We start from the raw sequence: 19,738 nt of genomic DNA, 5'->3' as shown, positions 1-19,738 counted from the left end.
CATGCTGCGCGCGAAACCACCAGCGGGAGGAACCGACATGCTGAGACCCGAAAGCTATGCCGGCGGGCAATGGATTGCGCCGGGTGCATCCGCGCAAGAGATCATCGGCCCGGTCAACGGCACCGCGATCGCGCAGGCCGGCGGCAGCGCGCTGGATTTCGCCGCCATGCTGGAGCATGCGAAAACCCGCGGCGGACCGGCGCTGCGCGCCATGACGTTCCATGACCGCGCCCGGATGCTCAAGGCGCTGGCGGCCTACCTCGACGGCCGCAAGGAAGAGCTTTACGCCCTGAACCCGCTGACAGGCGCGACACGCAAGGATGGCTGGGTCGATATCGACGGCGGGATCGGCACCATGTTCCTTTTCGCCTCCAAGGGCCGGCGCGAAATGCCCGACGGGCATGTCTATATCGACGGCGATGTCGAACAGCTTTCGCGCCGGGGCACGTTCCTGGGCCAGCACATCGCGGTGCCGCTCCAGGGTGTGGCGGTGCATATCAACGCCTTCAACTTTCCGGTCTGGGGGATGCTGGAAAAGATGGCCCCCGCCCTGCTGGCGGGTGTGCCCTGCATCGTCAAGCCTGCGACGCAGACCTGTTACCTGACCGAGGCCTGTTTCCGCATGATCGTCGAATCGGGTCTATTGCCCGAAGGCGCGGTGCAGCTTGTGATCGGGCGCACCGGCAACCTGCTGGAACTGCTCGGCGCGCAGGACGTGGTGGCCTTTACCGGCTCGGCCGATACCGCGCTGATGCTGCGCCAGACCCCGAACCTGCTGCGAAACTCGGTCCGGTTCGCCAGCGAACAGGACAGCCTGAACGCCGCGATCCTTGGCCCCGACGCCACCCCGGGCAGCCCCGAGTTCGACCTGTTCGTGAAAGAGGCTGCCAGCGAAATCACCGTGAAGGCAGGGCAGAAATGCACCGCCATGCGGCGCCTGATCGTGCCCGAAGCGCAGATCGACGCGGTTGCCGGGGCACTGGCCGACAGGCTGGGCCAGATCGCCATCGGTGATCCGGCGGACAAGGCCACGCGCATGGGCGCGCTGGCCAGTTTCGCGCAGCGCGACGACGTGACCGGACAGCTGACGCGGCTCAAGGCCGAGGCGCGGGTGATCTGCGGCGACACGGCGCCCGACTTGCCGGGGGCCTATCTCGTGCCCACCCTTCTGGCCTGCGCCGACCCCGATGCGGCCCGCGCCGTGCACGAGATCGAGGCCTTCGGCCCGGTTTCGACCCTGCTGCCCTATCGCGACACCGCCCATGCCGCGCGGCTGGCCAATGCGGGCGGCGGATCGCTTGTGGCATCGCTTTTCACCCATGATCCCCAGGTCGCGCGCGACGTTACGCTGGAAAGCGCCGCGCATCACGGCCGGCTTTACATCATGAGCCGCGACAGCGCGGACGAGGCCACGGGCCATGGTAGCCCCCTGCCCCACATGGTGCATGGCGGCCCGGGCCGCGCGGGTGGCGGCGAGGAACTGGGCGGCGTGCGCGGCGTTCTGCACTACATGCAGCGCACCGCGATCCAGGGCAGCCCCGACATCCTGACCGCGATCACCGGCACCTGGATCAAGGGCAGCCGCGAAATCGAGGGGCCGCAGCATCCCTTCCAACGCACTTTCCGCGAGATCGAAATCGGCGAGACGATCCACACCAAGGCGCGCGAGGTCACGCTGCACGATATCGAACATTTCGCCCATTTCACCGGCGATACCTTCTATGCCCACATGGACGAGGACGCCGCCCGCGCGAACCCGTTCTTCCCTGGTCGCGTGGCGCATGGCTATCTTCTGCTGTCCTTCGCGGCGGGCCTGTTCGTGCAGCCCGATCCGGGTCCGGTGCTGGCCAATACCGGGCTGAACGGGCTGAGCTTTCAGAAACCCGTCAGCCCCGGCGACAGCATCGCCGTGCGCCTGACCTGCAAGCGCAAGACGCAGCGCACCGACAGCTATGGCGAGGTCGCGTGGAACGCGACGCTGACGAACCAGCACGGCGAGCAGGTGGCTGAGTACGAATTGCTGACCATGGTCGCATACGAGCGGCCATAGGCGCCAGGCCGCCAGGGTTTTCAAGTGGTGTGACCCGCCCCATGGGCGGGCCACGCCGTGCCAGCCGCGCCTTTCAGGACGCGGCGGTCCGGGGGGCGCTGCCCCCGTCGCCCCGGTGGGGCGACTCCCCCGGAGTATTTCGGGCAAGATGAAGCGGAAGGTCCACTCCATGGCGCCGCGGCTTTTCCCTACCCTGCCAACGGTGTAAGCAAGGGCATGGACCCGATTGCCTCCCTAATAGAAAGCCTGCATGCCGACGGACGCCTGCGCGTCTGGTCGCTGGTGATCACCGTCTTCGGTGACAGCGTGCAGATGCGCGGCGGGCGGGTGTCGACCGCAAGGCTTCAACGCTTGCTTGGCCGGATCGGGGTCGAATCCGGTGCGTTGCGCACCGCGCTTTCCCGGCTGGGGCGCGATGGCTGGGTCGAAAGCGAACGCGACGGGCGGCTGAGCCATTACCGGCTGACGCGCTCGGGCCGGGCGAAGTTCACCGATGCCACGCACCGCATCTATGCGCCGCCCATGGGGCCGGTTGCCGAATGGGCGCTCAGCCTCGAGGAGTCGCATGACCCGTCTGCCCTGCATCTGGGCGGGCTGGCGCTGCGGCCAGCCTTCGTGCCGGCGCCGGCGGCGCAGTTCCGCATGACCGGGCGGATCGAGATGCTGGCGCCGGAAATTTCCGCCGATATCCTGGCTGCCGAACACCTGGCGGCACTGAACGCGCTGCGCGGCGATCTCGACGCTTTGGCAGGGACAGCGCTACCCCCACTGGATGCCGCGGCGGCACGGACGCTGCTGATCCATCGCTGGCGCCGGATCGTGCTGCGCTTTCCCGACCTTCCCGCGCCGATCCTGCCGCCCGGCTGGCACGAAGAACCCCGCGCGGCCGTGGCCCGCACCTGGCACGGTTTGACCCCGCAGGCCGAGACATGGTGGGACGCAACAACCGACGATTTGCCCGCGATGCCGGCGGCCGATCCGAACCTTGCAACCCGTTTCGGCGGAAAAAGCTTGATTGATCGGCCGGTCGGCGCAAGTCTGGCACCATGACGATACAGACACCCGCGCCGTTCCCGTCCCGCCACGCCCCCGAGCAGGTAGCGTTCGACCGGCGGGAATTGGGCGTCATCCTGGGCCTCTATGGCCGCATGGTGGCGGCGGGCGAATGGCGGGATTACGGTATTTCGCACCTGCGCGACGCGGCCGTGTTCTCGGTGTTTCGGCGCACGGCGGAAAACCCGCTCTACCGGATCGAAAAACACCCCAAGCTGCGCCTGAAACAGGGGCAGTACGCGGTCGTCGGCATGGACGGGCAGATCCTGAAACGCGGCCACGACCTGCGCACGGTACTGCGTGTGCTGGAACGCAAGCTGATCCGCGCGGTGGACTGAGGCAATGGCGGATACCCCCAAGGTCGGGTTCACCCGGATGAAGGACGGCACCGCCGAGGATTATGCCCTGCTCCACGAGCTGGAAAAGCCCTACCTGGCCCTGACGGCCGACAGGGTTCTGGACGAATTGCGCCGCCAGGGCGACGCGACGCTGGAAGGCTATCGCATCACCCGCATGACCCACGGGCTGCAATCGGCCACCCGCGCCGAACGCGACGGCGCGGATATCGACTGGATCGTGGGCGCGCTGCTGCACGATATCGGCGACGGGCTGGCTCCGCAGAACCACGACCGGTTTTCAGCCGAGGTGATCCGCGCCTTCGTCCGTTGGGATGTCGCCTGGGTGGTCGAACATCACGGCATCTTCCAGATGCTTTACTACGCGCATCATTACGGTTGGGACCGCAACGCGCGCGACCGGTTCCGCGACCACCCGTGTTTCGACAGCTGCGCCGAATTCTGCGAACGCTGGGACCAATCCAGTTTCGACCCGGATTACGACACCTTGCCGCTGGAGCATTTCGAACCGATGCTGCGCGAGGTCTTTGCCCGCAAGGCCTATGACCCCGATGTGATCCGCGAAGGGTATGTTTCGCCCCTGACAGCCGGCTGACCGCCTAGTGCGGTTTCTGCGCCTCGCGGGCGATCTCCTCGACCGCACGTTCGGCGTCTTCGGGATCGTCGGACGGGATCGCGTAAGACCCGCTCAGCCATTTGGCCAGGTCGATATCGGCGCAGCGCTTTGAACAAAAGGGCCGGAATTTCGGCGCGGCATCCTTGCCGCAGATCGGGCAGCTCATGTCAACACCTCCGACAACGGGCGGCGTTCGCGTTTGCGCTGCAGTTCATAATGCCCAAGCGGCGTCCAGCCCGCCAGGGTCGTCTCGACCGTATCGGCACGGAACGCGGCACGCAGCGCGGTTTCGAACGCGCGGCGATCCTTTTTCGGCATCGGCGCAAGGTCAAGCGTGATCTGCCCGCCAAGCCCACGCACCCGAAGCTGCCGGGGCAGGTCGCGCGCCGCCGCTATATTGGCCTTGAGAGCGGCCGCCGGCGTCGTGTCGGTGCCGGTGTTCACATCCACCGCCACCAGCGCGCGGGTGGGTTCGATATAAAGCGACCCGCCGCCGGGCAGCGACACATGCGGGCTGCGCGCGGCGTCGATCCGTTCCAAAACACCGTGGGTGGCAAAGCCGCCCGGCTCGGTCACGACCTCGGCGGGATCGATCCATTCGCGCCAGGCCAGCGCATGGGGGCCATCGCCCTCGGTCAACTTTTCCATTTCGCCGGATGCATCCGACATCACCGCACGGGCCAGGTCTGCCATCTGCGCGATATCGGCCGCGATTTCCAGCGGCTCGGCCTCTGCGCAGGACGACCGCAGGATCAGCCCCATCCCGTCGCCATCCATTTCCTCATGCGCGATTTCCAGCAGCCGGTCGCGCAAATCGTCATCGCGGATCTTGCGGCTGATGTTCAGGCCCGGCGCATCGGGCGTGACGATCGCGTAACGGCTCTTGAACAGGATCTTCTGCGTCACCGGCAGCGCCTTGCCCGGCTCGGCATGGCCCGATACCTGCACCAGCAGGCTTTGCCCCGGCGCCACGCCGCGCACCTGGCGCAGGAACACCTTGCCGTCGGGCGTCGAAAGGAACAGCCCGCCCTGCCCCTTCATGGGGCGGTCGGCCAGCGCGCGATAAATCGCGCCGACGCGGGGCGTGTCGCTGTCGATCAGCAAATCCTCTAGGCGGCCGTCCACGATCAGCGCCGCGGCCTCGCGCCCGTCCAGGTGATCGAGAATGATCTGACGTCCCTTCATGCCACCTTCCATAACGGATAGCCCGCCGCCTGCAAGAGCGCCGCGGTTTCCGCCAGCGGCAGGCCCACCACGCCTGTGAAAGATCCGTTGATCCACGGGATCAACGCCCCCGCCGGGCCCTGAATGCCATAGCCGCCCGCCTTGCCCTGCCAGTCGCCGGTCGCAAGATAGCCGCGCAGTTCCTCATCGGAGAGGCGTTTCATCTGCACGGTGGTCACGACGTCGCGTTCCCACAGCCTGTCGCCCCGCTTCAGCGCAACGGCGGTGATTACCCGGTGACGGCGCCCCGAAAGAGCGCGCAGAAAGGCCCCGGCCTCGTCGATGTCGGCGGGCTTGCCCAGGATGCGCCGGCCCATTGCGACCGTGGTATCGGCGCACAGCACCAGATCGTCCGCCGCGGCAGGCACGGCCTGCGCCTTTTCACGCGCCATGCGCGCGCAATAGGGACGCGGCAATTCCTGTTTCAGGGGGGTCTCGTCGATATCGGGCGGGCGGATGTCGTCCGCCACCACCCCGATCTGCGCCAGCAGCTCCTGCCGGCGCGGGCTGCCTGACCCGAGGATCAGGCGCACGTTACTTGAAACGATAGTTGATACGACCCTTGGTCAGATCGTAAGGCGTCATTTCGACCTGTACCCGGTCGCCTGCCAGAACGCGGATGCGGTTCTTGCGCATCTTTCCTGCCGTATGTGCGATGATCTCATGGCCGTTATCCAGCTCGACCCGAAACGTCGCATTCGGCAGGAGTTCCTTCACGACACCGGGAAATTCGAGCATTTCTTCCTTGGCCATGGTCTCTCCTTAGTTGCATGACCCGCCAGAGGTGCGGGACAGGCGCTTAAATGGGCGCATTCGCGGCTTTTTTCAAGGGGAAAACGCCTAGGCCAACGCGATCGTCTCGATATGTGGCAGACGCTCGGCCTGTTCGGTCCAATGGGTCATGTTCAGCACATGGCCATCGGCCCGCACATCGGCGATCGCGGCAGGGTCGATTTCGGCATAGGTCCATCCTGGCCGGTTCAACTCGCCCTCTGCCAGAACGCCCGACGGCGGAAAGCCGCGATCCGGCGGGCCGAACACGCCGCCCATGCCGGTGTTCTCTTCGACCGCATAAATGCGCGGCTGATCGCCCACGAGCGAGGCCATGACCGACACGCACTGACATTCCAGCGCACGCGCCATCGCCCCGATCCGCACCCGCCAGTACCCTTCCAGCGCCTCGGTGCAACTGGGAACCAGCAAAATCTCGGCGCCGGCCTCGGCCAGCGTGCGGGCCAGCAGAGGAAATTCGCTGTCATAGCAGATGAGGATACCCAGCTTGCCCAGCGCGGTGTCGAACACCCGCAGCGGCCCGCCGCCTTCGACGCCCCAGTCGTCGCGTTCGAACCGGGTCATGATCTGCTTGTCCTGGTGCCCCGCCGCGCCGGAAGGCGCGAACAGATGCGCCCGGTTCACCACGCGGCCCCCGACCTCGACCGGGGCCGAACCGCCCAGGATGTGCACGCCGAATTCGGCGGCCAGCCGCGCATGCAGCCCGTTCATCGCCTCGACCCTTTCGGACACCGCCCGGATCGATCCGGTCACGTCGCCCGCGACATTGCCCCCGCCAAGCGATGCCAGCTCCATCGCGCCATATTCGGGAAAGACCAGCAAATCGGCACCCGCGCCCGCGGCCTCGGCCACCCAGGCGCGCTGCTTGTCTTCGTAGGCGGACCAGTCCTCGAACCAATCCAGCGGATAGGCGGCGGTTGCGACTTTCATCAATGGCTCCTTTCCCAATGCACGGACGCAAGGCCCCGCATCTTCATCTTGCCTCAAATACTCCGGGGGTTTGGGGGCAGCGCCCCCAATCTAGAGATCCCGGATCCAGAATTGCAGCGGTTTTTTCGTTTCCGCGTCCCGGTCGATGTCCTTCCACGAAAATTCCGCAACGGCGCCGGGCAGTCTTTCATAGCCGCGCTTGCGCCAGAAACCGTCCAGCGGCACGTAGCTGTCCGGGCGCAGCGGGTGATCGTCCGGGCGCACGACGCCACAGAACGCGCATTTCCTGCGACCCAGCGCGCGGGCGTGATCCTCGCGCAGGTCAAAGAACCGGTGCCCGATCCCATGGCCGCGATACTCGGGCAACAGAACCGATTCCGCGCAGTAGAAGATATCGTCCAGCTTCAACCCCGTCCCGGCAAAGGCCGCGGCGAAATCGTCGGCGTGATCTTCCAGTGGCGTGCCGGTGGCCGCACCCACCAGCCGGGCGCCATCGAACGCCCCCACGACGATCGCGCCCGCGCTGTCGCGATAGGATTGCAGGTAGTCCCGCTCATAGCCGAGATCGCCATCGTAAAGGTAGGGCCAGTCGCGGAACACCGCGATGCGCAGCCGCGCCACGTCGTCCAGCGCCGCGCCCAGCGCCTCGCCGGTGAGTGCGCGCACCTCGATCATTTCGAAACCTGCGCCACCCAGTCCGCAAGGTTGTAATAGGTGACGACGCGGGTGATGCGCCCGTCGTCCAGCGAAAAGAACGATCCCGCCGGCAGCCGGTAGGTCTGGCCATGCGCCTCGGGCAGGCCGTCATCGGTGGCAAGATAGGTGCCGTTCACGATGAATTCGGCCGCACCCCGCGTGCCGGCTTCGGCCTCGAAGATCACCATGTCGGTCAGCTCTTCCTTGTAGCAGCGGGTCATGTGGGCGCAGAAATCGGCGAATTTCGCCTTGCCGATGCGCACCTGCCCCTCGTTGACGTGATGGGCCAAGTCATCGGCAAGGCAGGCCAGCATGGCGTCGGTGTCGCCGGCGTTGAAGGCGTCGAAATAGCGTTGGATCGTGTCACGCGCGCTTTTGGTCATACCGGTCACTCCCTGATGGTCGCGCGATTGGTATCACCGGCGCAGGCGGCGTCCAACGGGCAAACGGCATGTTCCGGCGCATTGGCGACGCCCACGGGCCGCGGTGATCAGTCCTCGCGCGGCGGGCCCCAGCGTTCGATCAGATGCGCGACGATCTGGTCGCGCGTCTGGCGGTAGGCATCCAGCTTTGCCTCGCGGGATTCGCCCAGCCCGGTCGGGTCCATGATCGGCCAGTATTCGACCTGAAGGTGGAACACCCGCGTCAGTTCCAGCGCCTGGCGCTGGCTGGCCGGCGACAATGCCACCACCAGATCAAAGGCCGAAAGATCGTCGCCCCATTCCTGCAATTGCTCGAAACTGCGCGACCGGTGGCGGGACAGCTCGACCCCGATCTCGGCACAGACCGCAATCGCGAAGCCGTCGATTTCCAGGTCGCTTTTCACGCCGACCGACTGCACATAGGTGTCGGTGCCGTAGAACTTCTTCATGATCCCTTCGGCCATGGGCGAACGGACCGCGTTGTGATCGCAGCAGAACAGCACCGACTGGGGCAGATCGCCAACCACCATCAGCCCCCGAAATGCAGCACGCAGATCAGGGTGAACAGGCGGCGCGCGGTATCGTTGTCGATCTCGGCCTTGCCTTCCAGGCGCTCGGCCAGGATGCGCGCACCTTCGTTGTGGATGCCGCGCCGGGCCATGTCGATCGTTTCGATCTGGCTGGGGGCCGAGTTCTTGACCGCCTCGTAATAGCTTTCGCAGATCGCCCAGTAATCCTTGACCACCTGCCGGAACGGCGACAACGACAGGTGGAATTCGGCCGCTTTCTGCCCGTCCTCGGTCAGCACGTCAAAGACAAGCCGCTTGTCGCGGATCGACAGCCCGACGCGGTAGGGACCGTCCGGCACCACGCGGTCGTCGCGTTTTGGCAACGAAAAGGTGTTTTCCTCAAGCAGGTCGAACATCGCGACCTTGCGCTCCTGTTCGATTTCCGGCGTGGGCGGCGGCAGGTTCGCGTCGTCCAACTCGATATGGCTGATGTAGGACATGGGTCGTTTTTTCCGTCTTTTGGATGGACCGTCCCTAGCGCAGGCCAGCCCGTTCGGCAATCAAAAGCGCCGCGACCCTTTGCAGCCCCTAGCCTTCGTTCAACCGGTTCAGCCGCGCGCGCACGCTCAGCCCATGCGCCTCGAGGCTTTCCGAAATCGCCAGCGTCTCGGCCGCCGGGCCGATCGCCGCCAGCGCGCCCGGCGTCATCTTGGCCAGGGTCGTACGCTTGAGGAAATCCATCACCGACAGCCCCGAGGAAAACCGCGCCGAACGCGCCGTTGGCAAAACGTGGTTGGGCCCGCCGACATAGTCGCCGATGGCCTCGGGCGTCCAGGCCCCAAGGAAGATCGCGCCGGCATGGGTGATCTTTTCGGCCAGCGCGTCGGGGTCTTCCACGCACAATTCCAGGTGTTCGGGCGCCACGCGGTTCGACAGCGCCGCCGCCGTATCGAGGTCGGGCACGGTGATGATCGCGCCGAAATCGCGCCAGCTTGCCCCGGCGATGTCGCGCCGTTCCAGCGTGGTCAGGAACCGGTCCATCGCGACGCTGACGGCCTTGGCCATAACGGGGCTGTCGGTGATCAGGATCGACTGCGCGCTTTCGTCATGTTCGGCCTGGCTCAGCAGGTCGAGAGCAAGCCAGTCGGGATCGTTATCGGCATCCGCGATCACCAGGATCTCGGACGGACCGGCGATCATGTCGATCCCCACCTTGCCGAACACCCGCCGCTTGGCCGCCGCGACATACGCATTGCCGGGCCCGGTGATCTTGTCCACCGGCGCGATCGTTTCGGTGCCATAGGCCAGCGCCGCCACCGCCTGCGCCCCCCCGATGCGATAGATCTCGTCCACACCCGCCAGCCGCGCGGCCAGCAATACCAGCGGATTGGCCTGCCCGCCCGGCGTGGGGACCACGATGGCCAGCCGGTCGACACCGGCCACCTTGGCCGGGATCGCGTTCATCAGAACCGAAGACGGGTAAGAGGCAAGCCCCCCCGGCACGTAAAGCCCCGCCGCCGAAACCGGCGACCAGCGCCAGCCCAGCATCGCGCCCTCGGGGTCGGTCCAGGACTGGTCCTGCGGCATCTGCCGCACATGGTAGGCGCGGATACGCTCGGCCGCCAGTTCCAGCGCCTCGCGTTCATGCGCCGGCACCTGCGCGATCAGCGCATCCACCTCTGCTTCGGAAAACCGCAGCGTGTCGGGTGTCAGGTCCAGCCGGTCGAATTTCGCCGTCAGCTCGATCAGCGCCGCATCGCCGCGCGCACGCACATCGGCGATGATCCCGGCGACCACCTCGTCGACATCCGGGCTGTCTTCGCGCTTGGCCGACAGCAGGGTGGAAAACGCCGCGTCGAAATCGGCGTCCGTGGCATCCAGAAAAACGGGCATTGGCGGCTCCTTTTCGTTGCGCGACCCATACTTGTAACGCCTTCGACCCTCAAGGGCCTAGCATGATCCTGATCAAAGCGGGCCGGCGCGCGCCGGTTAGACTTGACTTAGGGGCAAGCCCCTTTTTCAGAGGAGGAAATCACCATGAAACGGACTTTCTCGGTATTATCCGCGTTTTCTGCGGCTGTTTTTCTGATGTGTTCCCCGATGGCGCAAGCCGAAGAAACCGGCCAGCGCGAATATATGAACGCCTGCGCCTCGTGCCATGGCCCGGCCGGCCTGGGCAATGGGCCAATGGCTGAATTCATGTCGGTCAAAGTGCCCGACCTGACACAATTGTCGGCACAAAACGATGGCGTGTTCCCGATGCTCGACGTGATCCAGATCATCGACGGGCGCACCGGAGTGCGCGGCCATGGCAGCGAAATGCCGGTCTGGGGCGGTCAGTTCAAGGCCGAAGCTTCGGCAGCCGGCGCTTACGGCGGCGAAGTGATCGCGCGCGGGCGCATCCTGTCGCTGGCCTATTACCTGCAATCCATCCAGAAATGATGCCGCGGCCGCGCCTTGCCCTGTCCGGGGCCGGGCGCGGTCAGCCGTCGTGGGTCGGCGCCTTGCGCGACGGCGCGCGATAGGGGCGGGTCACGTCGCGCAGAGCCACCTCGAGCGCCTCGACCTCCAGCCGGATCGCGCCATCGCCGGCAAGCTGCAACTCCAGCACGCCGCCCGGCGCCTCGCCGGGTTGCCAGTCGATCGCCAGCAGCGACAGGATGGTGTCCGCATCTCCACGTGGGACGCCTTGGCTTGCAACCTTCAGCACGTTTTCGATGACCAGAAGCGACTGCACCCGCTCGGGCCCGTGACGGTCGCGCCCTCTGTCTTCCCAGCGAAACCGGTTCAAGAGCAGGGCGAAACGACGGTCACGCGCGCGCCAGGCCATTTCCGACGCCGGAAACACCGCGTCCTGCACCAACGCCGAGATCACCTTCAGATCCTCTTGATCGAGGGCCCCCAGGTTCAGCGGCGCCTCGCGCCCGTCCTCGAAGCGTGCATCATCCGTCACTTGCCCGAAACCCTTTCGATATGCGCACCGACATTGCCCAGTTTTTCCTCGACCCGCTCATAGCCGCGGTCAAGGTGATAAACCCGGTTGACGATGGTTTCACCCTCGGCCGCCAGACCCGCCAGGATCAGCGACACGCTGGCCCGCAGGTCGGTCGCCATGACCGGCGCGCCCTTCAACCTTTCCACACCCGTCACCGTCGCGGTGCCGCCATGCACGTCGATCTTCGCGCCCATTCGCATCAGTTCGGGCGCATGCATGAACCGGTTCTCGAAAATCTTCTCTTCCAGAACACTGGTGCCTTCGGCTGTGCAAAGCAGCGCCATCATCTGCGCCTGCAGGTCGGTCGGAAAGCCGGGGAAAGGTTCGGTCGTCACGTCGACTGCGCGCACCCGGCCGTTCTTGCGCGATACCTTCAGGCCAATCGGCGTTTCCTCGACCGAAATGCCCGCCGCATCCAGCTTTTCGCAGAACGCGCCCACCAGGTCGATCCGCCCGCCAAGGCATTCGACCTCACCGCCACAGATCGCGGGGGCCAGCATGTAGGTGCCCAGCTCGATCCGGTCGGTCACCACCGGATGGGTGGCCCCGCCCAGGCGGTCGACTCCCTGGACGGTGATCTCGGACGTACCTTCGCCGTCGATCTGCGCACCCATGCGGCGCAGGCATTGCGCAAGATCCACGATCTCGGGCTCGCGCGCCGCGTTCTTCAGGACGGTCGTCCCCTTTGCCAGCGTCGCCGCCATCAGCGCATTTTCCGTCGCGCCCACCGACACGAAGGGAAACTCGACAATCCCGCCCTTCAGCCCGCCGGGGGCCTTGGCATGAACGTAGCCGTCCTTCAGCTCCATCTCGGCGCCCATGGCTTCGAGCGCACGCAGATGCAGATCGACAGGCCGCGCGCCGATGGCGCAGCCGCCGGGCAGCGATACCTGCGCATGGCCCTCGCGTGCCAGCAGCGGCCCAAGGACCAGGATCGACGCGCGCATCTTGCGCACGATATCGTACTCGGCCCGTGTGCTGGACAACTTGTGGCTCGACAGCGCCAGAACCTGCCCGTCCTGCATCGACGCAACTTCGGCCCCGAGCGAGCGCAACAATTCCGACATCGTACGGATATCCGACAGGCGCGGCGCATTGGTCAGCGTAAGCGGCTCGTCGCTCAGCAACGTGGCGGGCATCAGGGTCAGGCAGGCATTCTTTGCGCCCGCGATCGGTATCTGCCCGCTCAGCGCGCCATTCCCGCGCACGATAATCGAATCCATCAGTTCTGCCCTTCTTCGCTTGTATCGCCGTCCGCCTTGTGACCTGCGCGCGCGCGGGCCTGCTCCTTGCGCCGCGCCATATTGGCCTTGAGCGCGGCCTTCAACCGCGCATCGCGCTCGGCGTCCTTTTTCGACTGGTTATTGTGTGTGTTCTTGCGGTCCATGGCCCCTCTCTACAGCAGGGCGAAAAAACCGTCCAGATTGCGCTTGCACCCGCGCGAAATTGCGTCTAATCAGCCGCCCACGAACGGCGCTGCTGTAGCTCAGAGGTAGAGCACTCCCTTGGTAAGGGAGAGGTCGAGAGTTCAATTCTCTCCAGCAGCACCATGATTTCCCAAATGTGATCGGCAGCTTTCGCGGCGCAAGTTGAATTCAGCTTTGGCTTCAGCCAGAATTGGACTTGCGTGGACACGCACTAAGTCTGCAATGCGAAACCCGCGACGAGGCAAGACAGGCGGAATGAAAAAAACGGTCGTGATCATCGTTCTTGCCGGGCTTGTCGGTCCGTCCCTTCCCACCCCGGCCGAGGCAGGGACAATCGCCCGCGCCTGCATCGCCAGCCCGCGCAAGCAGAAGACGCCGGAATTGTGCGGCTGCATCCAGCGCGTGGCCGACCAGATGCTGACACGCGGCGAGCAGCGTCAGGCCGCGCGGTTTTTCCGCGATCCGCACCGCGCGCAGGAAACCCGGCAGTCCGACAACATCGCCAACGAACGGTTCTGGGAACGCTACAAGGCCTTCGCCGCGCGCGCGGTCGAATACTGCGGCTAACCGACCGCTTTCAACGTCGAAGGCGGGCGCGGCAGACGCATTTCGGCGCTGCGGGCATGGCCCTCCATCCCTTCATGACGGCTGATACTGGCGCTGACCCGCGCCAGTTCGGGCAGCGCGCGGTCCTCGACACGCTGCCAGGTCACCGTCTTGAGGTATTTCAGAACCGACAGCCCCCCGGTATGCCGCGCCGCGCCGCTGGTCGGCAGAACGTGGTTCGGCCCCGCCGCCTTGTCACCGAAGGGGACGGTCGTGTTCGCGCCCAGGAAAAGCGAGCCGTAATTGCGCAACCGGCCCTGCCACCAATCGAGGTCGCGGGCCTGCACATGCAGGTGCTCGGGCGCGAATTCGTCGGCCTTTTGCGCCATGTCTTCGGGCGTGTCGCAGACCCACACCTCGCCCAGCGCCTCCCAGGCGTCGCGCGCGGCCGTCCGATTCGGCTCGGGCAGCGCCGCGATGCAAATGGGGACGTGTTCCATCACCGCCTCTGCCAGCGCCGCATCCGAGGCGACCAGCCAGACCGGGGAATTGGCCCCGTGTTCCGCCTGGCCCACCAGATCCCACGCCACGGTCAACGCATCGGCGCTGTCGTCGGCCAAGATCAGGCTGTCGGTCGGCCCCGCCACCATGTCGATGCCGACCGGCCCGAAGAGTTGCCTCTTGGCCTCTGCCACGTACTGATTGCCCGGCCCCACCAGGATATCGGCAGGCCGCCCGCCGAACAGGCCGAACGCCATCGCCGCCACCCCCTGCACACCGCCCATGCACAGGATACGATCAGCCCCGGCAAGATGCATCGCGTAAAGGATCGGCGCGGGAATACCCTGATCGCCACGCGGGGGCGAACAGGCCGTGATCTGCGCCACACCCGCCGCCCGCGCGGAGGCGATCGTCATCAGCGCGCTCGCGATATGGGCATAACGCCCGCCCGGCACATAGGCCCCGACCGACCCGACGGGGATCACCCGCTGCCCGGCGAAAAGTCCGGGCCGCAGTTCGACCTCCATTTCGGTCAGCGTGGCGCGCTGTGCCTCGGCGAACCGTCGGATGTTGTCATGGGCATAGCGGATATCGGCCTTCAGCCCTTCGGGTACGGCGTCGCAGGCCCGCGCGATCGCCTCGGGCTGAACCAGGGCCGGACCGTCCCAGCCATCCAGACGCTGCGCATAATCGCGCGCCGCGTCCTCGCCGCCCGCGCGGATGCGCGCCAGCATCACCTGCACGGTGTCGGCGGTGTCTTGCGCGGCTTGGGGTGGCAGGCCGCTTGCTGCCTTTATCTGTCGGATGGTCATCGCGCGCCTCCTTGGTTTCTCAAGGAAAGCCATGCGGACCGCCCACGGCAAGGGCGGGCACCGTCCGGCAGGGGCGATTTTTCTTCGCGCGAAACCCAGTTTCGGAAAAGCCGCAAACCCCGCGGCTCAGTCGGTTTCGATCAAGCCCCGGGCGCAGGTTTCGATCAGGTCGAGGCAGCCGTCGAAATCGCGGGTGTAATAGGGATCGGGCACATGATCGCCAGCCCCGACGCCGTCGAAATCGGTGAACAGGCGCACGGGCGTGGCGTTGCCGGCGGGGCGCTGCGACTCGATCCGGGCAAGGTTGTCGGCATCCATTGCCACGATCAGGTCGAACAGGTCGAAATCGTCGGCATGGAACTGCCGCGCCCGCAGATCGTCCATCGCGATGCCGCGCGCACGTGCCGCGGCCTGCATCGGGCCATAGGGTGGCTCGCCCACATGCCAGTCAGAGGTGCCGGCGCTGTCGACGGTCCAGTCGGGCGCAAGGCTGCGCGTCACCGCATGGGCCGAGGGTGAGCGGCAGATATTGCCAAGACAGACAAAGAGGATACGCTTGCTCATGCCCCTGTTCTGGGGCCAAAGCGGCGAAAGGGCAAGACATGGACAAGATCGTGATCCTGACCGGCGCAGGCATTTCCGCCGAAAGCGGCCTTGGCACGTTTCGCGACAAGGACGGGATCTGGACGCGCTACCCGATCGAGGACGTGGCCACGCCCGAAGGCTTCGCGCGCAATCCCGCGCTGGTGCAGGATTTCTACAACCAGCGCCGCGCGCAGGCGGCAAAAGCGCAACCCAACGCCGCGCATCGCGCGTTGGCCCGCCTGCAGGCCGACTACGCCGGCGAGGTCGTGATCGTCACGCAGAACGTCGATGCCCTGCACGAGGCCGGTGGCGCCCGCGGCGTGCTGCATATGCATGGCGAACTGGCGCGCGCGCTGTGCAATGCCTGCGGTCACCGCTGGGATGCGCCTGAAGTCATGGCCCCGGCCGACCCCTGCCCGGCCTGCGGGCGGCCCGAAACCAGGCCCGACGTGGTCTGGTTCGGCGAAATCCCCTATCACATGGACGATATCTGGACACATCTTGGCGGTGCGGGCCTTTTTGCCGCGATCGGCACCTCGGGCAATGTCTATCCCGCCGCCGCCTTCGTGCAGGAGGCCGCCGCCGCCGGAGCGCATACGGTCGAGCTGAACCTCGAACCCTCGGTCACGGTGTCGGATTTCGCCGAGACACGCCATGGCGCGGCCACCGAGGTCGTGCCCGACTGGGTCGATGCCGTGCTGTCGGGCCGGGCCTGAGCGCACAAGAAAGGCCGGCCCCGAAAGGCCGGCCCGCAGATACCGCGACCAATGCCGCGATCAGTCGGATTGCTTCATCTGACCATTGTTCATGTTGCCGTTGTTCATGTTGCCATGCATCGGCTTGCGTTCCAGGTCGACCGGCACTTCGACGGTCACGTCGCCGGCCTTTTCGAACTGCAGCGTCACGCTTATCACGTCGCCCTGCTGCATCTCTTCCTTCAGACCCAGGAACATGACGTGATGGCCGCCGCGCACCATTTCGATGGTGCCGCCTGCCGGGATCGCAAAGCCTTCCTCGACATGCAGCATGCGCATGACGCCGTTCTCGTCTTCCTTGTGGGTGTGCAGTTCGACCTTTTCAGCCACGTCCGAGGCCGCGCCGACAAGCTGGTCGTCGGTGTCGGTGTTGTTGTGGATGATCATGAAGGCCGCACCCGAGCTCGACATCATCGAAGACGCGCGGGCATAAGGGTCGTCCACCGTGATATCGGCGGCGAAGGCGGGCATGGCGAAAGCCACCGCAGCGGCGGCAGCGAAAAGCGTGGATTTGATCGACATCGTCTGGTCCTTTCCTGTTCTGTCGTGATCCTTGGAGATTTGAGATCAGGACAGAACCGGCGGCCCCCTGGCCTGCGGCACGGGAACCTGCAGCGCATCCGGCAAGGTCTGTGCGCCGGGACGCAATGGCACAAGGCTTGCCGGGGCACGCGCGGGCAGGTCCGGGGCATCCCAGTGGGCCGCGAAGAAGGCAAAGGCGCAATCGGGACAAATATGCGCCCGGCCTACGGGCTGGCCGTTTTCGTCCACAAGGACGGTGATGGGCCCGGTGCCCGTGCACAGGACCATCTCGCCAGACGGTCCGGGCGTGCCGCGGGCAATGGCCATCGACTGGCCCGTCAGGACCAGCATCAGCGCCATCAGGACGCCCATCACGGGATGCCGCAACATTGTCATGACGCCAGATATACGGATCCCTTGCCTGATGCCAAAGCGACAAAAGGAAACAGCCCCGCCGGTCGACCGACGGGGCTGTTTTCAATTCCGAGCCGAAAGGATCAGGCGTTGGCTTCCTGCGCCTTGATGATCTCTTTCTTCAGCTTCAGGGCGTTTGCCGAAAGATCGGCATCCTTGGCCTTCAGCAGGTAGGCATCGAGCCCGCCACGGTGATCGACCGAACGCAGCGCCGAAGCCGAGATACGCAGCTTGACGCCACGGCCCAGTGCTTCGGACTGAAGCGTCGTGTCGTTCAGGTTCGGCAGGAAGCGACGCTTGGTCTTGTTGTTTGCATGGCTGACATTGTTGCCAGTCATCGGGCCTTTCCCGGTCAGTTCGCAGCGGCGCGACATGTCATGTTCCTCGTCTGGATCGGGGGGCACATGAGGCCCCTGCAACACATAAGGGCACTGCCGGGGGCAGCGCCCTGAAATTCGTTGTGGGTGATTAGGCGGAATCGGATGGGGCGTCAAGGGGGATTTGCCAGACAAGTGGTTGCGCCTGCGGCGCCGGGGGCAAGGGGGCGCTGCCCCCTCTTGGGCCGTTGGCCCAATTCACCCCCGGAGGTATTTGAGGCAAGATGAAGCAGGCACGTCCGTCCTCAGTCATCGCCCAGGAAACCGCCCGACTGATGAGCCCAGAGCGTGGCATAAAGGCCGCCGTGATCCAGCAACTCGGCATGCCGGCCCTGCTCGACGATCCGGCCCTGGTCCAGCACGACGATCCGGTCCATCCGCGCGATCGTCGACAGCCGGTGGGCGATGGCGATCACGGTCTTGCCTTCCATCATGCCGTAAAGCGTGTCCTGCACCGCCGCCTCGACCTCGGAATCGAGCGCCGAGGTCGCCTCGTCCAGCAACAGGATCGGCGCGTCCTTCAGGATCACGCGCGCCAGCGCGATGCGCTGCCGCTGCCCGCCCGACAGCTTGACGCCACGTTCGCCCACATGCGCGTCGAACCCGCGCCGGCCCTGCGGGTCTTCGAGGTCGTGGATGAACTCCAGCGCCTGCGCCTGCCGCGCCGCCTGGACAAGCTGCGCGTCGTCGGCATCCGGGCGGCCATAAAGCAGGTTGTCGCGCACCGAACGGTGCAACAGCGCGCTGTCCTGGCTGACCATGCCGATCTGGCGGCGCAGACTGTCCTGCGTGACACCGGCGATGTCCTGCCCGTCGATCACGATGCGCCCGCCCTCGGCGGCGTAGAACCGCAACAGCAGTTTCATCAGCGTGGATTTGCCCGCCCCCGACCGGCCGACCAGCCCGACCTTTTCGCCTGCCGCCACACGCAGGTCGACCCCTTCGAGCCCCCCGCTCTGGCGCCCGTAGGCATGGCGCAACCCGTCGAAGACGATCTCTCCGCGGCCGACCTCAAGCGGTTTGGCGCCGGGCGCATCGAGCAGCGTGATCGGCTGGGCGATCGTCTCCATCCCCTCGGCCACCACGCCCAGTTGCCGGAACAGCGTGGTCAGCGCCCACATGATCCAGCCCGTCATGGCATTCAGCCGCAGGGTCAGCGCCGTGGCCGCCGCGACCGCGCCGACGCTGGCCTGGCCCTGCATCCACAGCCAAAGCGCCCAGCCCACCACGCTGACGATCAGCAAGCCATTGAGCACCACAAGGCCGAAATCCATCTTGGTATATAGCCGCATTTCCGCCTGGAAGGTGCGCCGCGCCTGTTCTATCGCCTCGCCGGCAAAGGCCAGTTCGCGGTCGTGGTGGGCGAACATCTTGACCGAATGAATGTTGGTATAGCTGTCCACCACCCGTCCGGTCACCGCGCTGCGCGCGTCCGACGCGGCCTGGCTGGCGGGCGCAACGCGCACAATCGCCCAACGCATCAGCAGCCCGTAAGCGACCAGCCAGGCCAGCAGAGGCAGCATCAGCCGCGCATCCGCCTGGCCCAGCACGATCACCGCGCCCGCCGCATAGGCCAGCGCAAAGGTCACCGCGTCGAACACCTGGAACACCGCCTCGCCCGCCGCCGGAGGGGTCTGCATGATACGGTTGGCGATGCGGCCCGCGAAATCGTTTTCGAACCAGCCCACCGACTGCCGCAGCACATGGGCATGCGCCCGCCAGCGGATCAGCGTGCCGAAATTCGGCATGATCGTGTTGTTCAACAGCAGCACGTCCAGCCCCTGGATCGCGGGGCGCAGGAACAGGATGAACACCCCCAACGCGATCAGCACCGCGCCATGTTCGGCCCAGACCTGCCCCGGATCGCCCTGCAGGATGTCGACGATCCAGCCCATGTAATAGATCAGCGCGATCTCGACCCCCGCCACCAGCACCGACAGGACGGCCGCCAGCGCGAACACGCGTTTGAAGGGCTGGGAATAATCCCACATGAACCGCCACAGCGTCTGGGGCGGGTGATCCTTCTGTTCATAGGGGCCGTAAGGATCGACAAGGTTTTCGAAGAAACGGAACATGGGCAGGGCTTTCTTGAACGTATCGCATGGGAAATGCGCGGGCACCTGCCCGCTCGCGGCCCGGACATACGGGCCTTATCG

The 19,738-nt window shown here is 65.8% G+C and carries 26 protein-coding genes and 1 tRNA gene; 8 read left to right on the top strand and 19 right to left on the bottom strand.

Features of this window, described 5'->3' with window-relative positions; genetic code table 11:
• Positions 1-37 precede the first annotated feature (37 nt).
• The 4 genes from paaZ to BLT50_RS09595 all read left to right on the top strand — a co-directional run bounded on the left by paaZ (position 38) and on the right by BLT50_RS09595 (position 4,054).
• A complete protein-coding gene (gene paaZ, locus BLT50_RS09610; RefSeq protein ID WP_090028461.1) occupies positions 38-2,050 on the top strand; it encodes a phenylacetic acid degradation bifunctional protein PaaZ in 2,013 nt (670 codons plus the stop codon).
• A 216-nt stretch (positions 2,051-2,266) separates the two neighbouring features.
• Entirely contained in the window at positions 2,267-3,100 is an 834-nt protein-coding gene (locus tag BLT50_RS09605) for a PaaX family transcriptional regulator C-terminal domain-containing protein (protein ID WP_090028460.1), read from the top strand.
• Positions 3,097-3,441, top strand: a complete 345-nt coding sequence (locus BLT50_RS09600; RefSeq protein ID WP_090028459.1) for a DUF2794 domain-containing protein — start codon at positions 3,097-3,099, stop codon at positions 3,439-3,441. The genes BLT50_RS09605 and BLT50_RS09600 overlap by 4 nt, the downstream gene beginning before the upstream one ends.
• A gap of 37 nt (positions 3,442-3,478) precedes the next feature.
• A complete protein-coding gene (locus BLT50_RS09595) occupies positions 3,479-4,054 on the top strand; it encodes an HD domain-containing protein (protein WP_090028613.1) in 576 nt (191 codons plus the stop codon).
• A 4-nt stretch (positions 4,055-4,058) separates the two neighbouring features.
• Here the strand turns inward: BLT50_RS09595 and BLT50_RS09590 are convergent, their stop codons facing one another.
• The 10 genes from BLT50_RS09590 to hisD (BLT50_RS09545) all read right to left on the bottom strand — a co-directional run bounded on the left by BLT50_RS09590 (position 4,059) and on the right by hisD (BLT50_RS09545) (position 10,541).
• Positions 4,059-4,241 carry a DNA gyrase inhibitor YacG gene (locus BLT50_RS09590; RefSeq protein WP_090028458.1) on the bottom strand — a complete coding sequence of 61 codons (183 nt, stop codon included), beginning with the start codon at positions 4,239-4,241 and terminating at the stop codon, positions 4,059-4,061.
• The gene (locus BLT50_RS09585; protein WP_090028612.1) at positions 4,238-5,260 is read right to left on the bottom strand and encodes a ribonuclease E/G; all 1,023 of its coding nucleotides are present in this window, start codon (positions 5,258-5,260) and stop codon (positions 4,238-4,240) included. Before BLT50_RS09585 ends, BLT50_RS09590 begins: the two co-directional genes overlap by 4 nt.
• Positions 5,257-5,832 carry a Maf family protein gene (locus BLT50_RS09580; protein WP_090028457.1) on the bottom strand — a complete coding sequence of 192 codons (576 nt, stop codon included), beginning with the start codon at positions 5,830-5,832 and terminating at the stop codon, positions 5,257-5,259. Before BLT50_RS09580 ends, BLT50_RS09585 begins: the two co-directional genes overlap by 4 nt.
• A gap of 1 nt (position 5,833) precedes the next feature.
• Positions 5,834-6,052 (bottom strand): translation initiation factor IF-1, encoded by a 219-nt coding sequence (infA, locus tag BLT50_RS09575; RefSeq protein WP_043918791.1) that lies wholly within the window; start codon positions 6,050-6,052, stop codon positions 5,834-5,836.
• An 87-nt stretch (positions 6,053-6,139) separates the two neighbouring features.
• Positions 6,140-7,021, bottom strand: coding sequence for a carbon-nitrogen hydrolase family protein (locus BLT50_RS09570; RefSeq protein WP_090028456.1), 882 nt, complete (start codon positions 7,019-7,021; stop codon positions 6,140-6,142).
• Between the two features lie 90 nt (positions 7,022-7,111).
• The gene (locus BLT50_RS09565; protein ID WP_090028455.1) at positions 7,112-7,696 is read right to left on the bottom strand and encodes a GNAT family N-acetyltransferase; all 585 of its coding nucleotides are present in this window, start codon (positions 7,694-7,696) and stop codon (positions 7,112-7,114) included.
• Positions 7,693-8,100: a ketosteroid isomerase-related protein gene (locus BLT50_RS09560; RefSeq protein WP_090028454.1), complete on the bottom strand. Its 408-nt coding sequence runs from the start codon at positions 8,098-8,100 to the stop codon at positions 7,693-7,695. Before BLT50_RS09560 ends, BLT50_RS09565 begins: the two co-directional genes overlap by 4 nt.
• A 107-nt stretch (positions 8,101-8,207) precedes the next feature.
• Positions 8,208-8,669, bottom strand: coding sequence for an arsenate-mycothiol transferase ArsC (locus BLT50_RS09555; RefSeq protein WP_090028453.1), 462 nt, complete (start codon positions 8,667-8,669; stop codon positions 8,208-8,210).
• Entirely contained in the window at positions 8,669-9,148 is a 480-nt protein-coding gene (locus BLT50_RS09550) for a UPF0262 family protein (protein ID WP_090028452.1), read from the bottom strand. Before BLT50_RS09550 ends, BLT50_RS09555 begins: the two co-directional genes overlap by 1 nt.
• A gap of 88 nt (positions 9,149-9,236) precedes the next feature.
• Entirely contained in the window at positions 9,237-10,541 is a 1,305-nt protein-coding gene (gene hisD / locus BLT50_RS09545) for a histidinol dehydrogenase (protein WP_090028451.1), read from the bottom strand.
• A gap of 207 nt (positions 10,542-10,748) precedes the next feature.
• Here hisD (BLT50_RS09545) and BLT50_RS09540 point away from each other — a divergent pair, with 207 nt between their 5' ends.
• Positions 10,749-11,090: a c-type cytochrome gene (locus BLT50_RS09540; protein ID WP_245723344.1), complete on the top strand. Its 342-nt coding sequence runs from the start codon at positions 10,749-10,751 to the stop codon at positions 11,088-11,090.
• A 40-nt stretch (positions 11,091-11,130) separates the two neighbouring features.
• On the opposite strand, the gene BLT50_RS09535 is transcribed toward BLT50_RS09540, so the two are convergent.
• Genes BLT50_RS09535 through BLT50_RS19285 form a run of 3 tightly spaced genes read right to left on the bottom strand, consistent with a single transcriptional unit; the run spans position 11,131 to position 13,030 of the window.
• A complete protein-coding gene (locus BLT50_RS09535) occupies positions 11,131-11,601 on the bottom strand; it encodes a DUF2948 family protein (protein ID WP_090028449.1) in 471 nt (156 codons plus the stop codon).
• Positions 11,598-12,866 (bottom strand): UDP-N-acetylglucosamine 1-carboxyvinyltransferase, encoded by a 1,269-nt coding sequence (murA, locus tag BLT50_RS09530; protein WP_090028448.1) that lies wholly within the window; start codon positions 12,864-12,866, stop codon positions 11,598-11,600. The genes BLT50_RS09535 and murA overlap by 4 nt, the downstream gene beginning before the upstream one ends.
• Entirely contained in the window at positions 12,866-13,030 is a 165-nt protein-coding gene (locus tag BLT50_RS19285) for a hypothetical protein (RefSeq protein ID WP_175491443.1), read from the bottom strand. The genes murA and BLT50_RS19285 overlap by 1 nt, the downstream gene beginning before the upstream one ends.
• Before the next feature lie 88 nt (positions 13,031-13,118).
• Between BLT50_RS19285 and BLT50_RS09525 the strand changes: the two genes are divergently transcribed.
• Both BLT50_RS09525 and BLT50_RS09520 read left to right on the top strand, forming a co-directional pair.
• A tRNA-Thr gene (locus tag BLT50_RS09525) sits at positions 13,119-13,193 on the top strand.
• Positions 13,194-13,325: 132 nt separating this feature from the next.
• Entirely contained in the window at positions 13,326-13,637 is a 312-nt protein-coding gene (locus tag BLT50_RS09520) for a hypothetical protein (protein ID WP_090028447.1), read from the top strand.
• Here the strand turns inward: BLT50_RS09520 and hisD (BLT50_RS09515) are convergent.
• Positions 13,634-14,929 carry a histidinol dehydrogenase gene (gene hisD / locus BLT50_RS09515; RefSeq protein ID WP_090028446.1) on the bottom strand — a complete coding sequence of 432 codons (1,296 nt, stop codon included), beginning with the start codon at positions 14,927-14,929 and terminating at the stop codon, positions 13,634-13,636. The genes BLT50_RS09520 and hisD (BLT50_RS09515) overlap by 4 nt on opposite strands.
• A 126-nt stretch (positions 14,930-15,055) precedes the next feature.
• The gene (locus tag BLT50_RS09510; protein WP_090028445.1) at positions 15,056-15,493 is read right to left on the bottom strand and encodes a low molecular weight protein-tyrosine-phosphatase; all 438 of its coding nucleotides are present in this window, start codon (positions 15,491-15,493) and stop codon (positions 15,056-15,058) included.
• A 38-nt stretch (positions 15,494-15,531) separates the two neighbouring features.
• Here BLT50_RS09510 and BLT50_RS09505 point away from each other — a divergent pair, with 38 nt between their 5' ends.
• Entirely contained in the window at positions 15,532-16,230 is a 699-nt protein-coding gene (locus BLT50_RS09505) for an NAD-dependent deacylase (RefSeq protein ID WP_090028444.1), read from the top strand.
• Positions 16,231-16,290: 60 nt separating this feature from the next.
• Here BLT50_RS09505 and BLT50_RS09500 read toward each other — a convergent pair whose 3' ends face one another.
• The 4 genes from BLT50_RS09500 to BLT50_RS09485 form a co-directional block, all read right to left on the bottom strand.
• Positions 16,291-16,791 carry a copper chaperone PCu(A)C gene (locus tag BLT50_RS09500; protein ID WP_090028443.1) on the bottom strand — a complete coding sequence of 167 codons (501 nt, stop codon included), beginning with the start codon at positions 16,789-16,791 and terminating at the stop codon, positions 16,291-16,293.
• Between the two features lie 45 nt (positions 16,792-16,836).
• A complete protein-coding gene (locus BLT50_RS09495; RefSeq protein ID WP_090028442.1) occupies positions 16,837-17,187 on the bottom strand; it encodes a hypothetical protein in 351 nt (116 codons plus the stop codon).
• A 101-nt stretch (positions 17,188-17,288) separates the two neighbouring features.
• The gene (gene rpmB / locus BLT50_RS09490) at positions 17,289-17,579 is read right to left on the bottom strand and encodes a 50S ribosomal protein L28 (RefSeq protein ID WP_090028611.1); all 291 of its coding nucleotides are present in this window, start codon (positions 17,577-17,579) and stop codon (positions 17,289-17,291) included.
• 248 nt (positions 17,580-17,827) lie between these two features.
• The gene (locus BLT50_RS09485) at positions 17,828-19,657 is read right to left on the bottom strand and encodes an ABC transporter ATP-binding protein (protein WP_090028441.1); all 1,830 of its coding nucleotides are present in this window, start codon (positions 19,655-19,657) and stop codon (positions 17,828-17,830) included.
• Between the last annotated feature and the right edge of the window lie 81 nt (positions 19,658-19,738).

The sequence above is a fragment of the Lutimaribacter saemankumensis genome (assembly GCF_900100005.1).
GTDB classification, from domain to species: domain Bacteria; phylum Pseudomonadota; class Alphaproteobacteria; order Rhodobacterales; family Rhodobacteraceae; genus Lutimaribacter; species Lutimaribacter saemankumensis.
The sequence above is the reverse complement of the archived record's forward strand: the minus strand, read 5'-3'. Positions and strand labels throughout refer to the sequence as shown.